The organism is Streptomyces sp. NPDC046335 (assembly GCF_055587985.1).
In genome coordinates this window covers 450,025-463,912 of record NZ_JBVJFF010000006.1, presented here as the reverse complement: position 1 = coordinate 463,912, position 13,888 = coordinate 450,025, and the positions used below count along the sequence as shown (strand labels likewise).

The following is a 13,888-nucleotide window of genomic DNA, read 5'->3' as shown; positions in this document are numbered from 1 at the left end:
ACGCAGAAACCCCTGCCCGGGGCTAGCGGGCGGGGATCGACCACCAGCATCCCACGGAAGGGAAACCCCGCATGTCCGTCGACACCGTCCCGTACACGATGCGCGGCAAGAACGGCGCAGCCTACGAGGTCAGCGACGCCATCCAGGTCGCCCCCGGACTCGTCGTGTTCCGCCTCCCCGGCGACCTCGACCTGAACAACCCGGCCCGTTGGAACATCGGCCACCACTCGGGCTACGTCGTCGCTGAAGCGATGACCCGCGCGCAGGCCATGGCGGGCGCCAAAGCGATCGGCCCGCTCTGCGACTGGACGGCCGAAGTCGACCTCCTGACCGAGGAGATCGACGAGGACGAGGTGCTGTCGAAGCTCGGACACGTCGGCTGCGGCACCGTCCACAGCCACGGCTACGAGCGCGGCGACGTCTCCCGCAACGGCACCTACACCGACGCCGACATCGAGCAGGCTGCCGCCGCATCGGACGGCATGAGCGCCTACGAAATCTTGCTCGGCATGGCGCACACCGTGCCGTGGATGGGCCTCGACATGAACGACTTCAACGAAGCCCACGACCGCATCGCGACCGCCGCCGGCGCCGCCTGACCGCCACCCCATAGACGCCGCTGAGCCGCCCCCGGGCTCGCGGCCCCAGGGGCCGCCGCCCAGCCACCCCCCGGCGAAGGGCGGCGGGCCCGCCACCTCGCACACCCCGAACGGAGCCACATGAGCACCACGAGCCCCACCATCCCGCGGGAAACCGCCCGCCACGTCCTGTGGCGCTACGACCGCCGCGGCGGCGCACAGCCCGGCAGCTTCACCCAGCACCTCATGGCCGCCATCGAAGCCGCCGACTTCCAGAACCGGGCCATCCTCCGCGACGCCTACCCCGCCCTGTCCCAAGCTCTACACCTGGCCCGCTACGACGAGGAAGGCCTCGCCAAGCTACAGGCCATCGCCACCGGCCAGGCGCCGCTCGGCTGCAAGTGCGGCAACATCGCAGGCCCGTTCGACCTTCAGGGCCGCTGCGAGACCTGCACGGAGGCCGCCGCATGACCGCCGCCGCCGAGACCGAAGCGCCCGCTGAGGCGGTGCCCGGCGTGTACGACATCGACGCCGAGCTGTACCACTCGGACCCCATCCCCGGCGGCAGCCTCTCCTCCACCGGCGCCCGCAAGCTCGCCACCCAGTGCCCGGCAGCATTCAAGCACTGGGCCGACAACCCGCAGCCGAGTAAGCAGGAGTTCGACTTCGGGACCGCCGCCCACAAGGTGGTCCTTGAGGACGGCCCCGAGCTCGTCGTCGTAGAACGCGACATCTGGAACACCAACGAGGTCAAGGCCCAGGTCAAGGAGATTCGCGCCGCCGGGGACATCCCCCTCAAGCCGCGCGACCACGACAAAGTCCACGCCATGGCCAAGGCCCTACGCGAGCACCCCGAAGCCGCAGAACTCCTCGCGCCAGGCAGCGGCGTCGCCGAACAATCGATGTTCTGGGACGACCGCGGCGTCTGGCGGCGCATCCGTATCGACTGGATGCGCCACGACGGCACGCTCGTCGACTACAAGAGCTGCCGCACCGCCAACCCGTCGAAGCTGCCAAACCACGTCGTCGAATACGGCTACCACCAGCAGCAGGAGTACTACCGCGACGGCGCCCTCGAGTTCGGCCTCACCGAGCTGGCCTGCCCGTTCAAGTTCATTTTCCAGGAGAAAGAACCGCCGTACCTGGTCTCGGTGATCGAGCTCGACTCGACTGCCTGCGGCATCGGTCGCCACCTCAACGAAGTCGCCCTGAACACCTACGCCATCTGCCGCGAGAACGGCGAGTGGCCTGGCTACCTCGACACCCCACTGATCTCGCTCCCCGCCTGGGTCGAGCGCCAGTACGCCTAGGAGAAGCACATGTCACAGCTTGGCCAGCCCGTCCGCACCGCACCCCGCACCGAACAAAGCGGGCTCGCGCCGCAGTTCACGTTCGCCCCCGCCAGCAAGGCAGGCCGAAAGGCCCGACTGTCCATCCAGGGCATGTCCGGCTCCGGCAAGACCTGGACCGGCCTCGGCATCGCCCACGGCCTGTCCGAAGGCCGCAAGTTCGCTGTCATCGACACCGAGAAGGGCGCAGCCAGCCTGTACGCCGGGATCGGCGGCATCCAGTTCGACACCCTCGCCATGGACCGCTACGACCCCCGCGACCTCGCCCGAGCCCTCGACGCCGCCGCACAAGCCGGATACCCGACCGTCTTCGTCGACAGCCTCTCCCACTTCTGGAAGGGCACCGACGGAACCCTCGACCAGGTCGAGAAAGCCAAGTCCAAGTACGGCGGCAACAAGTTCGCCGGCTGGAAAGACGGCACCCCCATGCAAAACGACATGGTCGCCGCGATCCTCGCCTACCCCGGCCACGTCGTCGCCTCAATGCGCTCCTACACCGAATGGGTCCTGGAGGGCGGCAAGCCGCAGCGGGTCGGCACCCGGCCTGAGCAGCGCAAGGGCATCGAGTACGAGTTCGACGTGGCCGTCGCCATGGACATCGACAACACCCTCGAAGTCCTCAAGTCCCGCTGCCCTGCGCTGAGCCGCCAGGTCATCAAGCGCCCGCAAGGGGCCCGCGACATCGCCGGTCCGCTCCTCACCTGGCTGGCCGCCGAGCCGCAGGCGGACGCCGAGGACGAGCTCGCCCAGCAGTAGCCCGCACACACCTGAGCCGGCCGCGGGATAGGCGGCCGGCTCCCTCCCAAGGGAATCACACCATGAAGGCACTCACCATCAAGCAGCCGTGGGCAGACGCGATCACCCACGGGGAGAAGCGGACCGAGAACCGGTCGTGGCAGCCGCCGAAAAAGCACATCGGCGCCCGCATCCTCATCCATGCCGGGGCCGCCTACGACCCGATGGGCCGCTTCATCATCACCGACCGGGCCGCCCTCAACTCGTGGCCGGACAGCCGCAAGGCCATCGTCGCCGTCGCCACGCTCGCCAGCGTTCACTTCGCGGCCGGCTGCTGCGGCCCGTGGGGCGAGCCCGGCGTCTACCACTGGACGCTCACCGACGTGATCGCCTTGCCCGAACCGGTGTCCGTGAAGGGGGCGCTCGGATTCTGGGCCCCCGACGAGGAGACCGTCAACGCCGTCCTCCGGCAGGAGACGGGGGTGGCGTGGTGACCGCACCAGTTCGCATCCAGCGTCGCCGAGCCAAAGGCTGGCGCGTAGGGGATCACGCCACCAGCCCGCTCGGCGCCACCTACGTCGGCCGCCCCACCCGCTTCGGCAACCCTGCCCGCCTCAGCTATGCCGACCACGGCCTCATTGTCCAATGGGGACTCAATGGCGGCGTTGTCGGCACATGGCCCGCCGATGGTCTGGACGCCCGCCGGTACGCCACCGAGCTGTACCGGTCGTGGATCAGCCAGCCCGAGCAGGCCGACACTGTGCGTCTCTTTCGCGCCCTGCTCCACGGCCGGGACCTCATGTGCTGGTGCCCGCTCCCGGAGTCGGGTCAGCCCGACCACTGCCACGCCGCCGTCCTCCTGGAGCTCGCAAACGAGGAGGCCGCGTCATGACCCCCGAGCCCGTCGAGGGCAAGTGCGGACGCTGCGGCCAGCCACGGCCCCTGTTCCCGCGCAAGCCCGACCACGACTGCATCGACGCCATCGGCCACGTCGACCTCATCGAAGCCGCCCGACTGATCGCCGAGATCGACGACCAGGGCGACCGCTGGTGCACCCGCCGCATCGAAGGCCTGCCGCCGATCCGGCTGTGTGTCCGCTGCCACGACGCCGACGCCGCCGAAGAAGCCGCACACGTGAAGGAGCACCAACTGTGACCGCCACCGTGCAGCCCGCCCTCGACGGCCGCGTTCCCGCCCCGCGGCAGACCCGCACGCAGCGGCAGGCCGAGGACTACGAGACGTGGCTCGCCGAAGTCTGGCCCAAGTTCCTCGACGCCGCCGCGACCGGCCGCACCTTCACCTGCTACGAGATCGCCGACACCGCGGACCTGCCCGCGCCGCCGAACCCCCAGGCGCACTGGGGCCGGCTAATGACGCTGCTGAAGGACGAAGGCTACGTCCGCACCGCCGGATGGGCATGCAGCGACCGGCCCACCGCCCACCACAGCGGAGTCCGCACCTGGAAAGGCACCGCAGCCGCCAGGAGGGCCGCATGACCGCCGACACCCTCGCCGTCATCGACACCTACACGACCGCCATGCAGTGGGCGATGTGGATGTGGGCTGCCTCCGCGCTCTTCCTCGCCGCCTTCGCCGCCTGGGCCGTCATCGCCCTCGGTCGGACCGCCTTCGACCGGATCGGCCGGGACTTCGCCCGCGCCAACCAGACCATCGCCGACATCCAGCAGAGCCGGAAGGAGGAGCTGTGACCACCACCGACCACACTCCGAGCAGGGCCTGCTACCTCCGCGGCTGCCGCCGGGAAGTCTGCAAGCAAGCCAACTACCGGTACATGAGTCGCTACCGCCTCGACCGACAGCGCAACGGCCTCCGGCGCACTGACGCCGCCCCGGTCGCCGCACACGTCCGGGAGCTTGTCGAAGCCGGCTGGTCCTGTCGGCAGATCGCCAGCGTCGCCGACTGTGCAGAACGCACCATCATCGCGCTGCACAACGGAACATACCCGACCATTCGCGCCGACATCGCAGCCCGCATCGCCGCCGCGCAGCCACATATAGCGGACGTCAGTGACAAGTCCTACGTCGACGCAACCGGCACTATCCGACGCGTCCGCGCCCTCATGGCCATCGGACACCCGCTCAACGCTATCGCCACAGAAGCACAGGTACACCGAGCCCCCCTCGGCAAGCTCATCTGCCACGAGCACCAGCGTGTCACCGCCAGCTTCGCCCGGCGCATCGCCGCCGCTTACACGGCCATGTCGAAATGGCCGGGACGCAGCGTCCGAGCGCGCAACCGAGCCCAGGCCAACGGCTGGCACGGACCCCTCGCCTGGGACAACCTCGACGACCCCGCCGCCGAGCCCGACGTCGACCCGCACGCCGACAAACGCGGGCGGCCCGCAGAAATCGACGCCACCGAAGTCGCCCGCCTCACCCGCGTCGGCAAGAGCGCCGCCGAAATCGCACTCCAACTCGGCTGCCACGTCCGCACCGTCACCCGCGCCCGCGGACGCCTCACCACCAACGACCTGAAGGAAGCCGCCTGATGCCCCGACACGACAACGACGCGCTCACCGTCATGGACTGGTTCTGCGGCGCGGGCGGCTCCTCCCAGGGCATGCACTCGATCCCCGGAGTCCGTATGGAGCGGGCGGCGAACCACTGGGAGCGGGCGATCGAATCGCACGCCGCGAACTTCCCCACCGTCGACCACTACCGCGGCGACATCCGCGAGGCCCCGGTGGAGTCGTGGCCCGTCACCGACATCTTCTGGGCGTCCCCGGAGTGCCCGCAGTGGTCGAACGCGCGCGGCAAGAAGCGCGACTTCGACGCCTCGATGCAGGGCGACCTGTTCGAGGAGTTCGGCCCGTCCGAGGAAGTCGAGCGTTCCCGCGCGCTCATGGAGGAAGTCCCCATGTACCTGGGCGGTGTTCAGCAGCGCGGCGGCCTGGTCAAGGCCGGTGTGGTCGAGAACGTCGTCGACGTCCGCGCCTGGGACCAGTGGGACCGCTGGATCGGCGAGATCCGCAAGCTCGGCTACGAGACCCGCGTCATCGCCCTGAACTCCATGCACGCCGATCCGCGTACCGTCCACAAGGCGCCGCAGTCCCGCGACCGCCTCTACGTCGCCTACTGGCACCAGAGCCTGGGCCGCACCCCGGACTGGGACAAATGGCTGCGCCCCCGCGCCTGGTGCCCCGGCTGCGACGCGTGGGTGCAGGCCGTGCAGCGGTTCAAGCAGCCCGGCCGGGACATGGGCCGCTACCGCCAGCAGTACGTGTACCGCTGCCCCAACACCACGTGCCGCAGCCAGGTCGTGGAGCCGGAGACCCTGCCTGCGGCAGCAGCGATCGATTGGGATATCCCCGGGCAGCGCATCGGGGACCGCACCAAGCCGCTGGCCGACAAGACGCTCGCCCGCATCCAGGCCGGCCTGGACAAGTTCGCCCGCCCCATCACTCTGGAGGCCGCGGGCAACACCTTCGAGCGGCGCCCCGGCGTGCGCACCTGGCCCGTCGACGCACCGCTGACCACCCAGACAACGACGGCGACCAAGGCCCTGGCCTACGAGCCGTTCATGGTCCCCGCGGGAGGCACCTGGCGAAATGACCCCTCCACCGTCCTGGACCCGACGGCCTGCCGCACGACCCGGGAGAACGACGGCCTGGCCATACCGCCGCTCCTCATCCCCGTCGAAGGCCGTGACGGCAAGGAACCCGCCTCCGCCCACAATCCGCTACGCACCCAGACCGCTCGCAACGAGACCGGACTTGCCTGGCTCCCGTTCATGGTCACCATGCGTGGCGGCGGTGACCAGCTCCGTGGCCGGTCCATCAGCGAGCCCGTCGGCACGGTGTCCGCCAACGGCAACCACCACGGCCTCGTCACGCCTGCCGCGATGGTCATGCGGAACAACGGCAGCAAAGGCGACGGTGGCGAGCACTGCACATCCGCCGCCGAGTTCTTCCGCACCATGACCACCGCCGGCCACCAGTCCCTCGTCACCTGGGAGCACCTCCTCGTCCCCTACTACGGCAACGGCACCGCCAAGACTGTGCGCGAGCCCGTCGGGACGCTGTCCACCCGCGACCGGTACGCCCTCGTCCAGGGCAACGTCGACATCAACGACGTCCTCTTCCGGATGCTCGAGCCTCACGAGATCGGCCGCGCAATGTCGTTCGCCGACCAGTACGTCGTCCTCGGCTCCAAGCGTGAACGTGTCCGCCAGTACGGCAACGCCGTCACCCCGAACTGCGCCGAGATCATCGTCTGCGCCCTCGTCGAAGCCATCACCGGCGACGACATCGACCGGCACACCGAGACGCAGTATCAGGCCGCCGCATGAGCGCCGACCGATGCCCGCCACCCTGCGGGAAGCTCCGCTACCCGACGGAGGCAGTCGCCCAGCTCGCCTGCGCCCGCGCCGCCATGCGCGGCAAAACCGACCTCACCTGGTACCGCGCCCCCAGCTGCCGCACCTGGCACCTCAAGAAGACACGCGGCAGCGGACGCGGCGGACGACGCGGCCAGTGGGTGCAGCAGTTCGCCGACCCGGAGGCCGCCGCATGAGTCGAAGCACGCGCCGAAACCGTGCGCCCCCTTCAGATCCGCGGCACGGCCGAGGGGCCGAGACACCAAGTTTGCGCACGCCGACCGCGTGTGCAAACCCGCAGGTCACACCCCAGATTGACCCGCCAGCACAGGGCCGTAAGTCTACCCGCACACCGCACGACGAAAGCCCCGCACACGGCGGGGCCTGGAGGAGAGAGGGGGAGTGTATGAGGTCAGTCGGAGGACGGCTTGCGGCGCACGACGACGCGCTTCTTCGGGGGCTCGATGTCGTCCACCTCGAGGACTCGCTCTTCGCCGAGCGCTTCCAGGGCGCGCTCGTAGAAGTCCATGCCGACCAGGACGGCGACGCGCTTACCGCGGGACGTCAGCACGGTCGTCTCGTCGAAGTAGCGGGCCTTCTCGATCGCGTCTGCGAGCGAGTTGCGGAACACCGCGATCTTCTCCTGGTTCTCCTTCTTCGTCGCGCTCATGTCGGGAGTGTACCTCACGACCATGATGTACATGAGCGCGGTCACCGCTATGATGTACGCGAGACTGTGAACCTCTGGGCGAATTGCTCCGGAGCTGCCGACTTGAATTGCCATGCGCAGCCGAAATTGCTCTTTCAAATCGAGGGACAAATGGCCGTCTCCAAACGCCTCCGGTGCGAGATCCTCCGGCGGGACAACCATGCCTGCCGCTACTGCGGCGCCACCGCGCCCAACGTGAAGCTCAACGTGGATCACGTCATCCCGACATCGCTCGGCGGAAGCCACAAGCCCGACAACCCCGTCACCCCCTGCGCGGACTACACGGACGAGGCCTTCTGATGGCGTGGGCCAGGATCGACGACCGCTTCCCGTCGCACCGCAAGATCGCCTTGCTGTCCGACCGCGCCTTCCGGCTGCATGTTTCCGCGATCTGCTGGTGTGCCGAGAACCTCACCGACGGGAAGGTCACCGACCGCGAGCTTGCACTCGTCGCGAAGATCAGGGGCCTGAAGGCCACCGCCAAAGAGCTTCAGGCTGCTGGCCTGTGGGATCGCGCCGGCGATGTCTGGATGATCCACGACTACCTCGACTACAACCCGTCCCGCGAGCAGGTGCTCGCCGAGCGGAAGAAGAACGCCGAGCGGCAGGAGCGGTTCCGTCAGCGCAAGAACGGCAAGCCGACGCCGCCGTCAGACGGGTCAAGTAACGGCAGCAGTAACGGCGTTACGCAGGACGCCGAATCGCAGCACGGCGACACGAGCGCGACACGACGGCGACACGACGGCGACACGACGGCGACACGACTCAGCGCTGTTCCAGACGAAGAGTCGCAGGTCAACGCGAACCGTAACGGCGTTACTAACGGCGCCCCGTCCCCGCCCCCACCCGTAGTACCTACTTACGTAGGTACTACTGCAAGCAAGGCAGGCCGCACGAACGGGTTCCCCGACGCGCTCCAGCCGCTCGCCGCTGCGCTGGCAGCAGCAGGCCTCGGAGCAGTCGCCTGGGACATCAGGAAGTTCACCGACTGGGAGCGCATCCGCATCCAGCTCGACCGGCTCGGCGTCGACCTCATGGTCCGCTCCGCCGCTCTTGCCGCCCAGTCCCGCGGCGAGCCCGACAGTGTCGTCGCCTGGATTGGCCGCTGGGAATCGCTCCAGCCCGAACCCGAAGCCCCGCCCGGTGGCCGCCCCGTACTGCGTGCCGTACCGGGCGGGCCCAACCGCCCCCACCCCGCCACCGGGGCGGGCGCACCCACACCAACCGCCGAGCAGTACAAGAACGCGAGGCCCTTCTGATGCCCAATGCCGCCGACCGGCGGGCCCGCTACGACGCCGAACGCGCCGCGGCCCGCACCGAGATCCGCAACCAGACCCTCGACCGCTACCTCGCCCGGCGCCCCGTGGCCTTCGAGTACACCGGCGACGTCCGTCCCGAAGTCGACGGATGGATCACCGGCTTCCTCACCGGCTCCCACGCCTCGCTGCTGCTCCTCGGCGAGCCCGGCACCGGCAAGACGTGGCACCTGTGGAAGATCGGCGAACTGCTGATCCGCCGCGGCTGGTTCGGCAGCTACTACCTCGTCAGCGACTTCGACTTCAAAGCCGCAGCCGACCGGCCCGTCAACCACGACAAGCTCGCCACTTGGCGCGAGGTGCCGCTCCTCGCCCTCGATGACCTCGGCGCCACCCAGCTGTACCCGTGGACCGTCGACGCGATCGCCCAACTGATCGACGTCCGCTGGCAGAACCAGCTGCCCACGCTGATCTCCACGAACCTGCCGACGCTCGAGCCGCTCGGCGCCCGCACCATGTCCCGCTTCGCCGACGGCGGCTCCACGTTCGTGCCGTTCACCGGCACCGACTTCAGGAAGAGCGCATGAGCCACGACTACGACGAGCCGCCCGCCGATGACGAGAAGCTGCCCCCGTTCGACCTGTCCGCCGAACGGGCCTTGCTCAGCGCCATGATCCGCTCCAGCAACGCCATCGACGAGGCCGTCGAGATCGTCGAGCCTGAACACTTCTACCGGCCGCAGCACGAGACGATCTGCCGGACCCTCACCGACCTTCACACCGAAGGTGCAGCGCACGACCCGATCTCCCTCAGCGACCGCCTCGAAAAGGCAGGCGACCTCGCCCGCTGCGGCGGCAGGACCTACGTCTTCGACCTCCTCAACGCCTACGACAGTGTCGGCAGCACCCACGCGCACGCCGAGATCGTCCGCGAACACGCCAACCTCCGGAAGATCCTCGCCGCCGGCAACGGCATGACGCTCAGCGTCCACAGCCGCGAGCGAAGCCCCGACGAGATCGTCCAGGACGCCTACGACACCCTCGAAGGCCTCGCCAGCCTCACCGACACGGGCGACACCGACCAGTCCATCGGCGTCGACATCATGGACGCCGTCGCCGAGGTCATCGACATCCGCGAGCACGGCCCCAAGGCCGGACTGTTCACCGGCTTCCTCGACTTCGATGCGCTGACCGGCGGCCTCCAGGCAGGCCAATTTGTGATCATCGCGGCGCGTCCGGCGATGGGAAAGTCCGTGCTCGCCGGGGACTTCGCCCGCTACGCCGCCATCCGCAACGACGTACCCACCGTGTTCTTCTCGCTGGAGATGGGCCGCCGCGAACTCCAGAAACGGTTCCTGTCCGCGCAGGCCAGTTACCCGCTGCACTGGATGAAGACCAAGGGCCCCCTCGAGGACGCCAAGCTCATGGAACTGGCCACCGCAGGCAAGGACATGCAGTCATCGCCGCTGCACATCGTCGCCGACACCGGCATCACCCTCGCCAAGATCCGCGCCCAGTGCCGCCGTATCCAGCGCAAGCAGGGGCTGGGCCTGGTCGTCGTCGACTACCTCCAGCTGATGAGCGGCGAGTCGACCGGCCGCAACGACAACCGGCAGCAAGAAGTCAGCCGGATCAGCCGCGGCCTGAAGAAGCTCGCCATGGACCTGGAGATCCCCGTCGTCGCCCTCTCGCAGCTCAACCGCGGACCCGAACAGCGCCAGGACAAGAAGCCGCAGGTTGCCGACCTCCGCGAGTCCGGATCGCTCGAGCAGGACGCCGACATCGTCATCCTCCTCCACCGCGAAGACGCCTACGAGAAGGAATCACCGCGCGCCGGCGAAGCCGACTTCATCGTCGCCAAGCACCGCAACGGCCCCACCGGAACGATCACTGTCGCCTTCCAGGGGCATTACAGCCGATTCGTCGACATGAACCAGACCTGATCAATTCGCCGAAAGGGAAACGCCCATGCGCCGTCAGCCCTATCTCGACAACTGCGATCGCTGCCTCACCGAAACGAGCCTCCCCATAGCCCCGGCCAGCGTGGTCCCCAGCGGGCCCGACGGGGTTCTGGCCACCTACGTGTGCCCCAGCTGCGGTGGAACGTGGACCTGTGGGTGGAGTGCACAGCCCGACGAGGACGTGGCCGCGTGATGCCGCGCGTTGATTCCCGTCCAGGGGGACCGGTCCGTGGCGTGGCCGCTGGCGCGCGGGCTGGTGGCGCGGCTGGGATCTCGGGTCAAGGCGACCGGTGCACCGTCGCGGGCTCACAGCGGCCTCAGGGCGCCTCTGGGGCGTTCGGCGTCCCCGAGTCAGTCCTGATTCCTCCTGCGGCCTCTCAGGGGCTCTCAGGGCTTCCCGTCTCACGCTTGAAGCTCTCAGCGCCCGCCTGAGCCGCTCTCGCGCCCCGGAGGTCCCGGGCGCCCGTCGTCTCCCGAACGGCCGTCCACGGCCCCGCCAAACGCCGAATTGAGGCCCGCATGCCTGACGCCGAAGCCCCCGACTCCCGATGGACGCCAACCCGCCGCCCACGCGGCCGAGCCCTCACCCCCGACCAGTTCGCGGATGTTGAGGCCGCTGCCCGCGCCTACCTCGACGGCAGCACCCCATGACCGCACACGACCTTGGCGTAGAGGTGGCCTGCGACGGCCCCGACGAAGACCGGGACTGCCCGGACTCCGCCGCGGTCCGCGCCCGCTTCACCTCGATGACTGCAGCGCAGGTGAGGGCGGACGGCCGGGCCGACGGCTGGATCCGCTGCCGCCGCAACGGCCGGCTGGTCGACGTGTGCCCCGCCTGCAAGCCCACCCCGTGATGCCCGACCCGACCCGAAGGAGCGCCCCCGTGACAGCCGCCGCCAAATATGACGCGCTCATGAGATCCCTAGGCCTTGAACCATCCCGGGAGGACGGGAGGCGGAAGAAGGGCCCTCGCGCCGTTCGCTGCGGCACCTACTCCGGATATGAGCGGCACCGCCAGAAGGGCGAGCCCGCCGATGCGGCTTGCCTCGCCGCGAAGGCTGCGTACCGCCGCAGGTACTACGCCGAGAACCGAGAGCGCATTCAGGGACAGCGAGCCAAACAGACCACCGAGCTGTGCATCCCCGCCCCGTGATTCCTGGTGCTGGCCTCCGCCTGCAGCTATCAGGCGGAGGCCAGCCCGGACATCCTCTCGCACCGATCAAGGAGAACCGCAATGACCGACCGCCCGTTTCGTGACGACCCGACTGAGGCTTCCCTGCTGCGCGCCGCGATCGAGCGTGGTCGGCGCCTGGCCCTCACCTTCGAGGTCAGCGGGAACGAGTTCATCGCAGATCAGATCCGCACGGCCCTCGACCTCGACGAGGCCGCCGCGCCGTCTGCGCCCGCCGACACCGACCTCCGTGAGCGCCTCCGGGAGATCGCCAGCCGTCTTGCCAACCACGCGAAAGGTTTCGGAGACGTACTCGACGAGTCCGACCGTGGGCCGTGGGGGCGACTGGTGCGTGGCGACATCGACGAGCTGCTCGCCGTCCTGGCCGCGCTTCCAGAGGCCACAGACAGGGTCGCCTCGCCAGAGGCTGAGACGCCGCTGGAGAAGCGACTCCGTTTCAGCGAGCGCCGCAACGACGAACTCCGCACAGAATGCCTGCGGCGAGGCCGAACGGTTTCGGAGCGCGGCGAGAAGATCCGCACTCTAGAGCTGGAGATCGACGAAGTGCGCCGCCAGCTCGGTACGGAGATCCTGCGGGCCGGGCAAGCCGAGGCTGAGCTCCGCCGCATGGCCGACGAGGCGCAGCAGACAACCGTGTGTGATCACGACTCGCAGATGATCGAGCACGAGGGAGAGCACTACTGGGCCTGCCTCAAGTGCGGCAAGAACCACGGTCGGGTGACCGACGAGGCGCAGCAGACGGTCCGGCCGACACCTGGCGGCTACGAGGCGACCACCGGCCACGCAATCACCTGCGGCAGCGGATTCGGCATGGGCTGCCAGGGCGACGACGAGGAGCAACAGGCCGACACGGGGGACGTCCCCGACGCCCGCCCGGGGACCACGAACTACACGCTCCAGCAGCAGACAGAGCAGCCAGCTACCCCCGTGCACGCTGTCCCTCTGCCTGGTGCCAACGGCATTAGTTCGTGCTGCGGACGGCCGCCCTGCGAGTTCATCGGCGAGCGCGTGACCCGCGACCCGGCGCTCGTCACCTGCATGGGCCGCGACGACGAGGCGCAGCAGGCCGACGGGGCGGGGGAGGCGTGATGGCCACCGTCGACTTGCCGATCCCCGTCGTCGTGACCCGGCACCAGTGCCCACACTGCCGGATCACCAGGGCAAAGCGTGCCGCGATGGTCGCCCACATCGCCCGCTGCTGGCAGAACCCAGCCGTGAGGTCCTGCAAGACCTGCGTCCGCTTCGAACCGTTCGAGGAAGGCCCCTACGACGGGCACCCCGGATTCCCCGAAGGCTGCGAAGCCGACCACCGCATCGACCACCAACTCAAGAGCCACTGTGCCAGCTGGCAAGGCGAGGAGGGGCGCAATGTCTGACGATCAACTGACTTGGACCGGCAGGCACGGAACGCCGTGCGCCAACGAAAAGTACCTCGCTCACTTCGGGCTGCAGGTCGACCCGTGGCGCCTCGATGAATGCCGCGAGTGCGAGTTCTGCGGCTCCTGTCAGATCCACATCTGCTACCGCGACGACGCGTCCACGCTCCTGCACCTCGACTGGTTCAAGGACTTCGCCAACCCGGGTGATCCCGAGTGCGGCCACATCGGCGGGCCCGCCAACCTCGTGCCCTCGACGTACCAGCCCCGGCCATGCAACCGCCCTCCCGGGCACGACGGGAAGCACCGGGCGCGCACGGGCTGGTCTTGGCCCGCAACGAAACCCGCACGCACCGCCTGAACCCCCGGTGGGTGGCGGTCACGGCCGCCGCCCACCCT

General features: G+C 69.0%; 22 protein-coding genes. 21 read left to right on the top strand and 1 reads right to left on the bottom strand.

The genetic code is table 11. The features are described from left to right. Nucleotides 1-71: 71 nt before the first annotated feature. The 12 genes from ACZ6JY_RS17790 to ACZ6JY_RS17735 all read left to right on the top strand — a co-directional run bounded on the left by ACZ6JY_RS17790 (nt 72) and on the right by ACZ6JY_RS17735 (nt 7,193). Nucleotides 72-599 carry a hypothetical protein gene (locus ACZ6JY_RS17790; RefSeq protein ID WP_469196911.1) on the top strand — a complete coding sequence of 176 codons (528 nt, stop codon included), beginning with the start codon at nt 72-74 and terminating at the stop codon, nt 597-599. Nucleotides 600-719: 120 nt separating this feature from the next. Continuing rightward, the gene (locus tag ACZ6JY_RS17785; RefSeq protein WP_469196910.1) at nt 720-1,049 is read left to right on the top strand and encodes a hypothetical protein; all 330 of its coding nucleotides are present in this window, start codon (nt 720-722) and stop codon (nt 1,047-1,049) included. Beyond that, complete coding sequence (locus ACZ6JY_RS17780; protein WP_469196909.1) at nt 1,046-1,888, top strand: PD-(D/E)XK nuclease-like domain-containing protein; 843 nt, start codon at nt 1,046-1,048, stop codon at nt 1,886-1,888. Before ACZ6JY_RS17785 ends, ACZ6JY_RS17780 begins: the two co-directional genes overlap by 4 nt. Before the next feature lie 9 nt (nt 1,889-1,897). Continuing rightward, a complete protein-coding gene (locus ACZ6JY_RS17775) occupies nt 1,898-2,683 on the top strand; it encodes an ATP-binding protein (protein ID WP_469196908.1) in 786 nt (261 codons plus the stop codon). 62 nt (nt 2,684-2,745) lie between these two features. After that, nucleotides 2,746-3,156 (top strand): ASCH domain-containing protein, encoded by a 411-nt coding sequence (locus tag ACZ6JY_RS17770; protein WP_469196907.1) that lies wholly within the window; start codon nt 2,746-2,748, stop codon nt 3,154-3,156. Continuing rightward, the gene (locus tag ACZ6JY_RS17765) at nt 3,150-3,554 is read left to right on the top strand and encodes a DUF4326 domain-containing protein (protein ID WP_469196906.1); all 405 of its coding nucleotides are present in this window, start codon (nt 3,150-3,152) and stop codon (nt 3,552-3,554) included. The genes ACZ6JY_RS17770 and ACZ6JY_RS17765 overlap by 7 nt, the downstream gene beginning before the upstream one ends. Continuing rightward, complete coding sequence (locus tag ACZ6JY_RS17760; RefSeq protein WP_469196905.1) at nt 3,551-3,817, top strand: hypothetical protein; 267 nt, start codon at nt 3,551-3,553, stop codon at nt 3,815-3,817. The genes ACZ6JY_RS17765 and ACZ6JY_RS17760 overlap by 4 nt, the downstream gene beginning before the upstream one ends. Beyond that, nucleotides 3,814-4,158 carry a hypothetical protein gene (locus ACZ6JY_RS17755; protein WP_469196904.1) on the top strand — a complete coding sequence of 115 codons (345 nt, stop codon included), beginning with the start codon at nt 3,814-3,816 and terminating at the stop codon, nt 4,156-4,158. Before ACZ6JY_RS17760 ends, ACZ6JY_RS17755 begins: the two co-directional genes overlap by 4 nt. Next, complete coding sequence (locus ACZ6JY_RS17750) at nt 4,155-4,370, top strand: hypothetical protein (protein ID WP_469196903.1); 216 nt, start codon at nt 4,155-4,157, stop codon at nt 4,368-4,370. Before ACZ6JY_RS17755 ends, ACZ6JY_RS17750 begins: the two co-directional genes overlap by 4 nt. Further along, nucleotides 4,367-5,170, top strand: a complete 804-nt coding sequence (locus ACZ6JY_RS17745) for a hypothetical protein (protein WP_469196902.1) — start codon at nt 4,367-4,369, stop codon at nt 5,168-5,170. The genes ACZ6JY_RS17750 and ACZ6JY_RS17745 overlap by 4 nt, the downstream gene beginning before the upstream one ends. Beyond that, nucleotides 5,170-6,969 (top strand): DNA cytosine methyltransferase, encoded by a 1,800-nt coding sequence (locus ACZ6JY_RS17740; RefSeq protein ID WP_469196901.1) that lies wholly within the window; start codon nt 5,170-5,172, stop codon nt 6,967-6,969. The genes ACZ6JY_RS17745 and ACZ6JY_RS17740 overlap by 1 nt, the downstream gene beginning before the upstream one ends. Next, nucleotides 6,966-7,193, top strand: coding sequence for a hypothetical protein (locus tag ACZ6JY_RS17735; protein WP_469196900.1), 228 nt, complete (start codon nt 6,966-6,968; stop codon nt 7,191-7,193). The genes ACZ6JY_RS17740 and ACZ6JY_RS17735 overlap by 4 nt, the downstream gene beginning before the upstream one ends. Nucleotides 7,194-7,408: 215 nt before the next feature. Here ACZ6JY_RS17735 and ACZ6JY_RS17730 read toward each other — a convergent pair whose 3' ends face one another. Continuing rightward, nucleotides 7,409-7,666, bottom strand: coding sequence for a type II toxin-antitoxin system prevent-host-death family antitoxin (locus ACZ6JY_RS17730; RefSeq protein ID WP_469196899.1), 258 nt, complete (start codon nt 7,664-7,666; stop codon nt 7,409-7,411). 150 nt (nt 7,667-7,816) lie between these two features. On the opposite strand from ACZ6JY_RS17730, the gene ACZ6JY_RS17725 reads away from it, so the two are divergent. From ACZ6JY_RS17725 to ACZ6JY_RS17685, 9 genes are all read left to right on the top strand, one after another. Then, nucleotides 7,817-8,005 carry an HNH endonuclease gene (locus ACZ6JY_RS17725; RefSeq protein WP_469196898.1) on the top strand — a complete coding sequence of 63 codons (189 nt, stop codon included), beginning with the start codon at nt 7,817-7,819 and terminating at the stop codon, nt 8,003-8,005. Continuing rightward, nucleotides 8,005-8,964: a hypothetical protein gene (locus ACZ6JY_RS17720; RefSeq protein WP_469196897.1), complete on the top strand. Its 960-nt coding sequence runs from the start codon at nt 8,005-8,007 to the stop codon at nt 8,962-8,964. The genes ACZ6JY_RS17725 and ACZ6JY_RS17720 overlap by 1 nt, the downstream gene beginning before the upstream one ends. Next, entirely contained in the window at nt 8,964-9,548 is a 585-nt protein-coding gene (locus ACZ6JY_RS17715) for an ATP-binding protein (protein ID WP_469196896.1), read from the top strand. Before ACZ6JY_RS17720 ends, ACZ6JY_RS17715 begins: the two co-directional genes overlap by 1 nt. Then, a complete protein-coding gene (gene dnaB, locus ACZ6JY_RS17710) occupies nt 9,545-10,903 on the top strand; it encodes a replicative DNA helicase (protein ID WP_469196895.1) in 1,359 nt (452 codons plus the stop codon). Before ACZ6JY_RS17715 ends, dnaB begins: the two co-directional genes overlap by 4 nt. Nucleotides 10,904-11,440: 537 nt before the next feature. Then, the gene (locus ACZ6JY_RS17705; RefSeq protein ID WP_469196894.1) at nt 11,441-11,572 is read left to right on the top strand and encodes a hypothetical protein; all 132 of its coding nucleotides are present in this window, start codon (nt 11,441-11,443) and stop codon (nt 11,570-11,572) included. Then, complete coding sequence (locus ACZ6JY_RS17700; RefSeq protein WP_469196893.1) at nt 11,569-11,775, top strand: hypothetical protein; 207 nt, start codon at nt 11,569-11,571, stop codon at nt 11,773-11,775. The genes ACZ6JY_RS17705 and ACZ6JY_RS17700 overlap by 4 nt, the downstream gene beginning before the upstream one ends. A 380-nt stretch (nt 11,776-12,155) precedes the next feature. Continuing rightward, entirely contained in the window at nt 12,156-13,202 is a 1,047-nt protein-coding gene (locus ACZ6JY_RS17695; protein ID WP_469196892.1) for a hypothetical protein, read from the top strand. Continuing rightward, nucleotides 13,202-13,489 carry a hypothetical protein gene (locus ACZ6JY_RS17690; protein WP_469196891.1) on the top strand — a complete coding sequence of 96 codons (288 nt, stop codon included), beginning with the start codon at nt 13,202-13,204 and terminating at the stop codon, nt 13,487-13,489. The genes ACZ6JY_RS17695 and ACZ6JY_RS17690 overlap by 1 nt, the downstream gene beginning before the upstream one ends. Beyond that, nucleotides 13,482-13,850 (top strand): hypothetical protein, encoded by a 369-nt coding sequence (locus ACZ6JY_RS17685; protein WP_469196890.1) that lies wholly within the window; start codon nt 13,482-13,484, stop codon nt 13,848-13,850. The genes ACZ6JY_RS17690 and ACZ6JY_RS17685 overlap by 8 nt, the downstream gene beginning before the upstream one ends. The last annotated feature ends 38 nt before the right edge of the window (nt 13,851-13,888 follow it).

Excerpts from the sequence above, each read along its gene's own strand:
- ACZ6JY_RS17695 (WP_469196892.1), top strand. The coding sequence starts at position 12,156 with ATGACCGACCGCCCGTTTCGTGACGACCCGACTGAGGCTTCCCTGCTG.
- ACZ6JY_RS17715 (WP_469196896.1), top strand. The coding sequence starts at position 8,964 with ATGCCCAATGCCGCCGACCGGCGGGCCCGCTACGACGCCGAACGCGCC.
- ACZ6JY_RS17720 (WP_469196897.1), top strand. The coding sequence starts at position 8,005 with ATGGCGTGGGCCAGGATCGACGACCGCTTCCCGTCGCACCGCAAGATC.
- ACZ6JY_RS17740 (WP_469196901.1), top strand. The coding sequence starts at position 5,170 with ATGCCCCGACACGACAACGACGCGCTCACCGTCATGGACTGGTTCTGC.
- ACZ6JY_RS17735 (WP_469196900.1), top strand. The coding sequence starts at position 6,966 with ATGAGCGCCGACCGATGCCCGCCACCCTGCGGGAAGCTCCGCTACCCG.
- ACZ6JY_RS17690 (WP_469196891.1), top strand. The coding sequence starts at position 13,202 with ATGGCCACCGTCGACTTGCCGATCCCCGTCGTCGTGACCCGGCACCAG.
- ACZ6JY_RS17730 (WP_469196899.1), bottom strand. The coding sequence starts at position 7,666 with ATGAGCGCGACGAAGAAGGAGAACCAGGAGAAGATCGCGGTGTTCCGC.
- ACZ6JY_RS17770 (WP_469196907.1), top strand. The coding sequence starts at position 2,746 with ATGAAGGCACTCACCATCAAGCAGCCGTGGGCAGACGCGATCACCCAC.
- ACZ6JY_RS17760 (WP_469196905.1), top strand. The coding sequence starts at position 3,551 with ATGACCCCCGAGCCCGTCGAGGGCAAGTGCGGACGCTGCGGCCAGCCA.
- ACZ6JY_RS17775 (WP_469196908.1), top strand. The coding sequence starts at position 1,898 with ATGTCACAGCTTGGCCAGCCCGTCCGCACCGCACCCCGCACCGAACAA.
- ACZ6JY_RS17685 (WP_469196890.1), top strand. The coding sequence starts at position 13,482 with ATGTCTGACGATCAACTGACTTGGACCGGCAGGCACGGAACGCCGTGC.
- ACZ6JY_RS17705 (WP_469196894.1), top strand. The coding sequence starts at position 11,441 with ATGCCTGACGCCGAAGCCCCCGACTCCCGATGGACGCCAACCCGCCGC.
- ACZ6JY_RS17780 (WP_469196909.1), top strand. The coding sequence starts at position 1,046 with ATGACCGCCGCCGCCGAGACCGAAGCGCCCGCTGAGGCGGTGCCCGGC.
- ACZ6JY_RS17750 (WP_469196903.1), top strand. The coding sequence starts at position 4,155 with ATGACCGCCGACACCCTCGCCGTCATCGACACCTACACGACCGCCATG.
- ACZ6JY_RS17790 (WP_469196911.1), top strand. The coding sequence starts at position 72 with ATGTCCGTCGACACCGTCCCGTACACGATGCGCGGCAAGAACGGCGCA.
- dnaB (WP_469196895.1), top strand. The coding sequence starts at position 9,545 with ATGAGCCACGACTACGACGAGCCGCCCGCCGATGACGAGAAGCTGCCC.
- ACZ6JY_RS17700 (WP_469196893.1), top strand. The coding sequence starts at position 11,569 with ATGACCGCACACGACCTTGGCGTAGAGGTGGCCTGCGACGGCCCCGAC.
- ACZ6JY_RS17725 (WP_469196898.1), top strand. The coding sequence starts at position 7,817 with ATGGCCGTCTCCAAACGCCTCCGGTGCGAGATCCTCCGGCGGGACAAC.
- ACZ6JY_RS17785 (WP_469196910.1), top strand. The coding sequence starts at position 720 with ATGAGCACCACGAGCCCCACCATCCCGCGGGAAACCGCCCGCCACGTC.